The organism is Mycobacterium sp. (assembly GCF_046095365.1).
GTDB lineage: Bacteria > Actinomycetota > Actinomycetes > Mycobacteriales > Mycobacteriaceae > Mycobacterium.
On the sequence record NZ_JBJTJF010000194.1, the window covers coordinates 18,759 to 28,113 of the forward strand.

Annotated in this window: 10 protein-coding genes; 7 read left to right on the top strand and 3 right to left on the bottom strand. The window is 69.7% G+C overall.

Annotation, left to right across the window (positions count from 1 at the left end; all coding sequences use genetic code 11):
- The first annotated feature begins 7 nt into the window (after positions 1-7).
- The gene (gene serS, locus ACKOQ4_RS14745) at positions 8-1,258 is read left to right on the top strand and encodes a serine--tRNA ligase (protein WP_526293115.1); all 1,251 of its coding nucleotides are present in this window, start codon (positions 8-10) and stop codon (positions 1,256-1,258) included.
- Entirely contained in the window at positions 1,259-2,074 is an 816-nt protein-coding gene (locus tag ACKOQ4_RS14750) for a DUF5718 family protein (RefSeq protein ID WP_526293117.1), read from the top strand. It abuts the gene before it with no gap.
- Between the two features lie 19 nt (positions 2,075-2,093).
- Here the strand turns inward: ACKOQ4_RS14750 and ACKOQ4_RS14755 are convergent, their stop codons facing one another.
- Together ACKOQ4_RS14755 and ACKOQ4_RS14760 are read right to left on the bottom strand one after the other, a co-directional pair.
- Positions 2,094-2,432, bottom strand: coding sequence for a hypothetical protein (locus ACKOQ4_RS14755; protein ID WP_526293119.1), 339 nt, complete (start codon positions 2,430-2,432; stop codon positions 2,094-2,096).
- The gene (locus ACKOQ4_RS14760) at positions 2,429-3,976 is read right to left on the bottom strand and encodes a Rieske 2Fe-2S domain-containing protein (protein WP_526293121.1); all 1,548 of its coding nucleotides are present in this window, start codon (positions 3,974-3,976) and stop codon (positions 2,429-2,431) included. Before ACKOQ4_RS14760 ends, ACKOQ4_RS14755 begins: the two co-directional genes overlap by 4 nt.
- A gap of 71 nt (positions 3,977-4,047) precedes the next feature.
- Between ACKOQ4_RS14760 and ACKOQ4_RS14765 the strand changes: the two genes are divergently transcribed.
- From ACKOQ4_RS14765 to ACKOQ4_RS14785, 5 genes are all read left to right on the top strand, one after another.
- Complete coding sequence (locus ACKOQ4_RS14765) at positions 4,048-4,815, top strand: lysophospholipid acyltransferase family protein (RefSeq protein ID WP_526293123.1); 768 nt, start codon at positions 4,048-4,050, stop codon at positions 4,813-4,815.
- Positions 4,816-5,562 carry a lysophospholipid acyltransferase family protein gene (locus tag ACKOQ4_RS14770; protein WP_526293125.1) on the top strand — a complete coding sequence of 249 codons (747 nt, stop codon included), beginning with the start codon at positions 4,816-4,818 and terminating at the stop codon, positions 5,560-5,562.
- Positions 5,559-6,374 (top strand): HAD family hydrolase, encoded by an 816-nt coding sequence (locus ACKOQ4_RS14775; RefSeq protein WP_526293137.1) that lies wholly within the window; start codon positions 5,559-5,561, stop codon positions 6,372-6,374. The genes ACKOQ4_RS14770 and ACKOQ4_RS14775 overlap by 4 nt, the downstream gene beginning before the upstream one ends.
- 108 nt (positions 6,375-6,482) lie before the next feature.
- Positions 6,483-7,862 carry an MBL fold metallo-hydrolase gene (locus ACKOQ4_RS14780; protein WP_526293139.1) on the top strand — a complete coding sequence of 460 codons (1,380 nt, stop codon included), beginning with the start codon at positions 6,483-6,485 and terminating at the stop codon, positions 7,860-7,862.
- An 18-nt stretch (positions 7,863-7,880) separates the two neighbouring features.
- Positions 7,881-9,083: an NAD(P)/FAD-dependent oxidoreductase gene (locus ACKOQ4_RS14785; RefSeq protein ID WP_526293127.1), complete on the top strand. Its 1,203-nt coding sequence runs from the start codon at positions 7,881-7,883 to the stop codon at positions 9,081-9,083.
- Positions 9,084-9,096: 13 nt separating this feature from the next.
- On the opposite strand, the gene ACKOQ4_RS14790 is transcribed toward ACKOQ4_RS14785, so the two are convergent.
- Positions 9,097-9,354 carry an HPr family phosphocarrier protein gene (locus ACKOQ4_RS14790; RefSeq protein ID WP_526293129.1) on the bottom strand — a complete coding sequence of 86 codons (258 nt, stop codon included), beginning with the start codon at positions 9,352-9,354 and terminating at the stop codon, positions 9,097-9,099.
- Between the last annotated feature and the right edge of the window lies 1 nt (position 9,355).

The window sequence follows — 9,355 nt, forward strand, 5'->3', positions numbered from 1 at the left end:
GCACAGCGTGATCGACCTGAAGCTGGTTCGCGAGGACCCCGACGCCGTGCGCCGGTCCCAGCGCAGCCGCGGCGAGGACCCCGCACTGGTGGATGTTCTGCTGGACGCCGACGCCGCCCGCCGCGGTGCGATCGCCGCCGCCGACTCGCTGCGCGCCGAGCAGAAGGCGGCCAGCAGGGGCGTGGGGTCCGCGGCGCCGGGCGAGCGGCCCGCGCTGCTCGAGCGGGCCAGGGCGCTGGCCGCCGAGGTCAAGGAGGCCGAGGCGCGCCAGGCCGAGGCCGAGGCGGTCTTCACCGCGGCACACCTGGCGATCCCCAACCTCGTGATCGACGGGGTGCCCGCCGGCGGGGAGGACGACTACCAGATCCTCGAGGTCGTCGGCGATCCGCGGCCGATCGACGACCCGCGCGACCATCTCGAACTCGGCGAGGCCCTCGGACTGATCGACACCGAGCGCGGCGCCAAGGTGTCGGGTTCGCGGTTCTACTTCCTCACCGGCCGCGGCGCGCTGCTGCAACTGGGCCTGCTGCAGCTGGCGGTGCGGCTGGCATCCGACAACGGTTTCACGCCGATCATCCCGCCGGTGCTGGTCCGTCCGGAGGTGATGGGCGGCACTGGTTTCCTCGGCGCCCACGCCGAGGAGGTCTACCACCTGGAGGCCGACGACCTGTACCTGGTCGGAACCTCCGAGGTCCCGCTGGCCGGCTACCACGCCGACGAGATCATCGACCTGTCCGCCGGGCCGCTGCGCTACGCCGGCTGGTCCTCGTGCTTCCGCCGCGAGGCCGGCAGCTACGGCAAGGACACCCGGGGAATCATCCGGGTACACCAGTTCGACAAGGTCGAGGCGTTCGTCTACTGCCGGCCCGAGGACGCCGAGGCCGAGCACCGGCGGCTGCTCGGCTGGCAGCGCGAGATGCTCGGGCTCATCGAGGTGCCCTACCGCGTGATCGACGTCGCCGCAGGCGATTTGGGCTCGTCGGCGGCGCGCAAGTTCGACTGCGAGGCCTGGGTTCCCACCCAGGGCGCCTACCGCGAGCTGACCTCGACCTCGAACTGCACCACCTTCCAGGCCCGCCGGCTGGCCACCCGCTACCGCGACGGGAACGGCAGGCCGCAGATCGCCGCGACGCTCAACGGCACGCTGGCGACCACCCGGTGGCTGGTCGCGATCCTGGAGAACCATCAGCAGCCGGATGGCAGCGTGCGGGTTCCTGCCGCGCTGGTGCCGTTCGTTGGGACCGAGGTGCTGACGTAGGTGATCGAACTGGAACTCGGGGAACTGCGTGAGTGGTTCGGGTTCGGGGTCGCCGGGAACTTCGCGGGCCATCTCGAACAAGCCGGGGAGGCAGTCGATTTCACCAATGTCGTCAGTCACGGCGACGCACCCAAGGGCATCTTCCCGTGGTACGTGCCAGGGCTCGACGGATTCCTCGGCGGGTTCCCGCTGTCGCACGACGCGCTGGTGGTCCCGCCGGCCGGCGCCGACGGGGGACCGTTGAACCTGCAGATCGAACCGGAGGTCGGCCTGGCGTGCGAGGCGGTCTGGAGCGGCGACACCGTGGTGAGCCTGCGGCCGTTCGCGCTCGGCGCGTTCAACGACTGTTCCATCCGCCGTCCCGACGCCCGCAAGATCAGTGAGAAGAAGAACTGGGGACAGGCCTCCAAGGGCGTCGCCCGCGAGTTCTTCGAGGCCCACGACCTGACTCCGGACGGGCCGACCGCCACCCTGAGGCTGTTGTGCCACCTGCGCACCGCCGACGGGGTGCACCACGAGTACGGCGTGGACAGCCCGCTGCTGGGCTACTCCTACTACGGCGAGGTGCTGCTGGACTGGATCTGCGAGCGGCTGGCCAACCAGAAGGGTTCCCCGGACACCCCGCTGGAGGACGTCGGTGCGCTGATGGTCGCCGCCGGCCGGCCGCGCACCGTGCTGATCGGGATCGGCGCCACCCGCTACACCAGCTTCGGGGAGGGCACCTACCTCAAAGCGGGCGACGAGGCGATCGTGCGGGTCTACGACACCGCCGGCGAGGACTTCTCCGAACTGCGGCAGCTGGTCTGGCAGCCCTGACGGCGACCGGGCCGGCGGTTCAGTCGCCGAGCACCTCGTCGAACATCGCCAGGAACCGCTCGGGATCCTCCGGCGTGAACGCCGGGCTGGGCCAGGCGCCTGCCACGTCGAGGGTGATCAGCGTCGAGCGCAACGGCCGGTTCACGTCCAGCGGCAGCCAGCGGCGGAGGTCCGAGGTGCCCCAGATGCGGAACCGTTGCAGCAGCAGGCCCAGCGGTTCGGCCCGGTACCCCTTGATCGCCCGCAGCGGGATGACCTTGGCCGTGCCCGACGGGAAGTGGTAGCGCCGCAGGGTCAGCGCGAACCGGTCCAGCTGGACCTGGCCGTCGTCGTAGTACTGCCGCGGTGGTGCGCTCACAGCTTCGAGCAGCGCAACGGATGCCCCTTGGAGGTGAGGCATTTCCCGGTCTTCAGGTCCCACTCCCAGCCGTGCAGGTTGCAGGTCAGCGTGGTGCCCTCCACCACGCCGAAGCGTGACAGGTCGGCCTTGAGGTGCGGGCACCGCCGCTGGACCTCCCAGCCGTCCAGGGTCACCGTGGAGGTGTCGTCGTGCGCCTCGGCGAACCAGCCGTCGGCGTAGGCGATCCGCTCGTCGGTCAGGCACTTGAAGAACGTGTAGAGGTACTCGTTGTAGCCGCCGACCCGCCAGGCTCTGAACCGGGTGGACAGGAAGATGGTGTTCACCCAGTCCGGCTCGTCGTCCCGCAGCACCGTGCGCACCAACTCCGGGGCGATCTCGAAGCCGTAGCGGAACTTCTCGTCTGGAACCGGTTCGCGCACAGTGCGTTTCGGGAAGTCCACCACGACGGTCTCGGCCCCCATCTTCAGCTCCACCGGGTACCCGATACCGTCGCAGATCTGGTCGCTGGCCAGCATGATCGGTTCGAAGCGGGCCCGCAGCGGCTCCAGCAGCGGCTCGCCCGCGGCCGGCGCCCAGCGGGCCTTCTCCGCGGCCAGCACCGGGGCCATCCGCTCGGCGTACTCGGCGATGTAGCGCGCCTTGCCGCTGGTGAAGATCGCCCGGAGCTCGTCGTCGGGAATCGGCTGCGTCAGCGAAACCAGTTGGGAGCCGTCGAAATCCGCCGTCGAGCCGGGGATCATCAGTAGTCCGCCGTTGTGCCCGTGCAGGCGCATCTGCTCCAGGAACACCATCTGGTCGGGGAAGATGTTGGCCGGATCGTCGTGGTCGTCGTTGAGGGAGCGCAGCTCCGGGTCCAGGAAGCACGGCGGCCCGGCCGACGGGATCACCCAGGTGGCGCCGACGTCGGCGATGTACTGCCGGCACCGGTCCATGCCGCGCTGGCGCTTCTGGGTGGCGAACGCCTCCTTGGCGCGGTCGGGCATGTCGTAGACCATCGGGTACCAGATCGCCCCGGAGTACTGCGGCATGTGCACGTCGATGCGGTCGAACTGGGCCAGTGCGTCAACTCCCAGCGGCCGCGAGTCGTTCATGTTGAACACCGTCGTGGTGCCGTCGGAGACGACCAGCCCGGAGTCGCCGATCGGGCCGTCGGCCGGCGCGCGCAGGGCGATGATCATCACGTCCAGCTCGCCCTTGGGTCCGCTCACCGTGTGTTTGACCGAGTCCTCGGTCTCGAAGAACCGGTGGAAACCGAGCGCCTCGAGTTCCCGCTTGAGATCGGGCACCGGGAAGTCGGGCAGCAGCACCACCGCGTCCTTGCGGACGTGCGCGGTGAGCAGCCGCGGGTCGAAGTGGTCGCGGTGCAGATGCGAGATGTAGAGGTAGTCGCAGTCGCCGAGGGCGTCCCAGTCCAGTCCGCTGTTGTCCGGGAAGACGAACCAGGAGGCGAAATAGGCCGGGTTGACCCACGGGTCGCACAGGATGCTCCCGGCCTTGGTGTCGATCCGGAAGCCTGCGTGGCCGATGCTGGTGACCTGCACGAATCCCCTTCCCCAGGGTTGACTTAGCCAGTCAGGAGTTTAGACCCCCACCCCGCACTAGGCTGACGGCTGTGGAGCCGGCGTACGGAACAGTGATCACGGCCGTCCGCCTGCTCTGGCGAGTCCAGGGACTCACCTTCACCATCACCGGGATGGAGAACCTGCCGTCCACCGGAGGCGCTGTGGTGGCGATCAACCACACCGGCTACCTCGACTTCACCTTCGCCGGGCTGCCCTTCTACAACCACCGTCCACGACGGCTGATCCGGTTCATGGCGAAACAGGAAGTCTTCGACCACAGCGTGACGGGTCCGATCATGCGCAAGCTTCGGCACATCCCGGTGGACCGCAGCAGCGGGGCGCCGTCCTTCGACGCCGCCGTGCGGGCTCTCAAGGAGGGCGAACTGGTCGGGGTGTACCCGGAGGCCACCATCAGCCGCAGCTTCGAACTCAAGGAGTTCAAGAGCGGCGCCGCGCGGATGGCGATCGCCGCCGACGTGCCGATCATCCCGCACGTGGTCTGGGGGGCCCAGCGCATCTGGACCAAGGACCACCCCAGGAAGATGTGGCGGCCCAAGGTGCCGATCTCCATCGCGGTCGGCGAGCCGATCCAGGCCACCCTGCCGCCGACGGAACTGACGGCGCTGCTGCGCTCGCGGATGCAGCATCTGCTCGAACAGGTCCAGGACGACTACGGCCCGCATCCGCCCGGCGAGTACTGGGTTCCGCACCGGCTCGGCGGCGGTGCGCCGACGCCGGCCCGGGCCGCCGACCTGGAGGCCGCCGAGTTGGCCGCCCGGGCCGCCAAGCGCGCACAGCGGGGCGGTGGGGCGGGCTAGATGGAACCCGTCTACCGCGGCATCGAGATCGCAGCGGCACTGGCCGCCCGCGTCGTCGGGACCAAGATCACCTACCAGGGTCTGGAGCACATCCCCACCCGCGGTGGCGCGGTGATCGCGATGAACCACATCAGCTACATCGACTACCTGCCCGCCGGGCTGGCAACCCGGCGGCGGCGCCGCCGGATCAGGTACATGCTCAAAGCGGAGATGCTGGAGTTCGGGATCGTCGACTGGATCATCCGGCGCACCCGGTGCATCCCGGTGGACCGCAGCGCCGGCGCGGGGGCCTACGCCGAAGCGGTGCGGCGGCTTCAGGCCGGGGAGTTCGTCGGGGTGTTCCCGGAGGCCACCATCAGCCGCAGCTTCGAGCTCAAGGAGTTCAAGAGCGGCGCGGCCCGGATGGCCCTGGAGGCGCAGGTGCCGATCGTCCCGCTGGTCATGTGGGGGGCGCAGCGGATGTGGACCAAGGGCCGGCCGAAGAACCTGGGACGCGGGAAGATTCCCATGACGGTGCGGGCGGGTGAGCCGCTCGCGCCGACCGGCACGGTGGCCGAACTGGACGCCTCCCTGCGCGATTCGATGACCGCCCTGCTGCGCGAGGTGCAGGAGCAGTACCCGCACCCGCCCGGCGAGTTCTGGGTGCCCAGTCGGCTCGGCGGCGGGGCGCCCACGCCGGAGGAGGCCAGGCGGCTGGACGAAGCGGATCGGGCCGAGCGTGCCCGCCGCGCCGCGGAGTCCGCCTGATGCTGCCCGCGCTGATCGCCAGCGACGTCGACGGCACCCTGCTGGACTCCGAGGAGCGCGTCACACCGCGCACCCGCGCCGCCGTCGCCGCAGCCGTCACCGGCGGCGCCCGCTTCGTGCTCGCCACCGGCCGGCCGCCGCGGTGGATCCCGCGGGTCGCCGACGAACTCGGCTTCGGCCCGATGGCGGTGTGCGCCAACGGGGCGGTGCTCTACGACGCCGCGGCCGACCGGGTGGTGTGGGCGCGGACGCTGCCGGTCGACGTCCTGACCGAACTCGCCGAGGTCGCCGTTCGGGCGGTGCCCGGCGCCGGACTGGCGGTCGAGCGGGTGGGCCGCAGCGCGCACGACACCGCCACCCCGCAGTTCGTCAGCGCGCCCGGCTACGAGCACGCCTGGCTCAACCCGGACAACACCGAGGTGTCCTACTCCGATCTGCTCAGCTCGCCGGCCATCAAGCTTCTGGTCCGCCGCCCCGGCATGCCGAGCTCGGAACTCGCGGCGGCGCTGGCCCGGCACATCGGCGTCCTCGGCGACATCACCTACTCCACCGACGACGGGCTGGTTGAGATCAGCCCGATCGGAATCACGAAGGCGACCGGGCTGCAGGAGGTGGCGCGTCCGCTGGAGGTCGCCGCCGAGGACGTGGTGGCTTTCGGGGACATGCCCAACGACGTGCCGATGCTGCGCTGGGCCGGGCACGGCGTGGCCATGGGCAACGCCCACCCCGAGGCCATCGCCGCGGCCAACGAGGTCACCGCGCCCAACGACGACGACGGCCTCGCGCGGGTTCTGGAACGATGGTGGCTGTGACCGGCGCGGGCCCTGTTGCATATACCCATGGGGGTATGTAGCCTAGGGGTGGTCATATACCCCCGGTGGTATCGGGGGGATGGTGTCGCCGAGAAGGAGATGAAGCACATGCTGTTCAACCAGTACTACCTGGAGTGTCTGTCGCACGCGTCGTATCTGATCGGCGACGAGACCACCGGACGCGCCGTCGTCGTCGACCCGCAGCGCGACGTCGGCGAATACGTCGCCGATGCGAAGCGGGCCGGCATGACCATCGAGCTGGTCATCGAGACGCATTTCCACGCCGACTTCCTGTCGGGCCACCTTGAGCTGGCCGAGGCAACCGGGGCCCGGATCGTCTACTCCTCGGTGGCCAAGCCGGAGTTCGACTTCATGGGCGTCGCCGACGGCGAGCGGTACGCCCTCGGCGATGTCTGGCTGGAGTTCCGCCACACTCCCGGTCACACGCCCGAGTCGATGAGCATCGTCGTCTACGAACACCCCGGCGACGACGTCCCGTACGGGGTGCTCACCGGGGACACGCTTTTCATCGGCGACGTGGGACGGCCGGATCTGCTGGGCTCGATCGGTTTCACCCGCGAGGAGCTGGCCGACCAGCTCTACGACTCGCTGCACACCAAGCTGATGCCGCTGCCGGACACCACCCGCGTGTACCCCGCGCACGGCGCGGGCTCGTCCTGCGGGAAGAACCTCTCCACCGAGCTGTGGTCGACGATGGGCGAGCAGCGCCGGACCAACTACGCGCTGCGCGCGTCGACCAAGGCGAAGTTCGTCGAACTGGTCACCGAGGGTCAGCCCCCGGCCCCCGGCTACTTCGTCTACAACGCGATCCTCAACCGCAAAGGCCGCGACCTGCTCGACGAGTCCGAGATGCCCCGGGCGATGACCTACGACGAGGTGCGGGCGGCGACCGCGGCCGGCGCGGTCCTCGTCGACGGCCGCGACCCCGAGGAGTTCGGGCTCGGCCACCTCAAAGGGGCGATCAACATCGGTCTGGAGGGCCGCTACGCCGAGTTCGCCGGATCGGTGGTCAAGCCCGAGGACGACATCGTCCTGCTCGTCGACCCCGAGCGTGAACTGGAGGGCAAGAACCGGCTGGGACGGATCGGTTTCGACCGGGTGATCGGTTACCTCAAGGCCCCCTACGAGGTGATGTTCGACAACCGTGACGACGTCGAGATCGCCTCCCGGCTGACCGCCGCAGCGCTGAACGAGCGGATCGCCGACGTGCCCGAACTGCAGCTCATCGACGTGCGCAACCCCGGCGAGGCGGCGGCGGGGATGATCGCCCACGCGGTCAACATCCCGGTCGGCCAGCTGCCGGACCGGATCGCCGAATTGGACCCGCGCAAGCCGACCGTGGTGTACTGCGCCGGGGGCTACCGGTCGTCCGTCGCGGCCAGCCTGCTGCGCCAGCGGGGCTTCGCCGACGTCAGCGACGTCCTGGGCGGATACAACGCCTGGGAAGCGGCCACCCAGAACGCCTGATCACCAGAGGGAACGAATATGGGCACCACCGCGAAGCACAAGGTCCTCATCATCGGCGGCGGCACTGCCGGCATCACCGTGGCCGCGCGGCTGCTGCGCAAGGGCCACACCGACGTCGCCGTCATCGAGCCGTCGGACAAGCACTACTACCAGCCGATGTGGACGCTGGTCGGCGGCGGGCAGGCCAAGGCCGGACCGACCGAACGCCCCGAGGCGTCGGTCATGCCCAAGGGGGCGGTGTGGATCCGCAAGGCCGCCAGCGAGATCGACCCGGAGTCGAACACCGTGACGTGCGAGGACGGGTCGGCCTACGGCTACGACGCCCTGGTGGTGTGCCCGGGTATCCAGCTGGACTGGAACAAGACCGAAGGCCTCACCGAGGCGTTGGGCCGCAACGGGGTGTCCTCGAACTACCGGTTCGACCTGGCTCCGCGGACCTGGGACTTCATTCGCGGAACCCGTTCGGGCTCAGCGGTTTTCACGATGCCGTCCGGGCCGATGAAGTGCGCCGGCGCGCCGCAGAAGATCGCCTACCTGGCCAGCGACTACTGGCGCAGGAAGGGCGTGCTGAAGAACATCGACGTGCACCTGGTGGTGCCCACGCCCCGTATCTTCGGCATCCCGGCGATCGCCGACAGCCTGGAGAAGGTGATCGCCGGGTACGGCATCCAGCTGCACACGCTCTCGGAGGTCACCGCCGTCGACGCCGATTCCCGCAAGGTGACCGTCAGCGCGGTCGCCGAGGGTGGAACCGACACCACGCTGCCCTTCGACATGCTGCACGCCGTCCCGCGGCAGTCGGCCCCGGACTGGATCAAGACCAGCCGGCTGTCCACCGGCGAGCCCACCGGCTACGTCGAGGTCGACAAACACACCATGCAGCACGTGCGCTACCCCAACGTGTTCGCGCTCGGTGACGCCGGGTCGACGCCGAACTCCAAGACCGGCGCGGCGATCCGCAAGCAGGCCCCCGTCGTCGTGGAGAACCTGGACTCCTACTTCGCCGGCCGTCCGCTCACGGCGTCCTATGACGGCTACGCGTCCTGCCCGATCGTCACCTCGTCGCACGACATGCTGCTGGCCGAGTTCGACTACGACTTCGCGCTGCAGCCGTCGTTCCCCGGGCTGGACCCGACCAGGCCGCACCGCGGCTACTGGTACCTCAAGAAGTACGGGCTGCCGTTCATGTACTGGAACCTGATGCTCAAGGGCCTGGCCTGACGGGGAGGTACGGCTAGGCGTCGAGGTCCTTCTCCAGCAGTTCGGCGATCGCGTCGACGACGGCCGGGTCGTCGGACTCCACCGTGACCGAGGCCCCGTTGCCGGCCCCCAGCGTCATGATCATCAGCGCCGAACCGGCGTCCACCGGCTCACCGCCGTCCAGTGACAGGGTCACCGGCACCCCGGCGTTGACAACGGCCTCGGAGATGATCGCGGCGGGGCGGGCGTGCAGGCCGTCCGCCGAACCGACGGGGGCGGTCTTGCTGGCCATG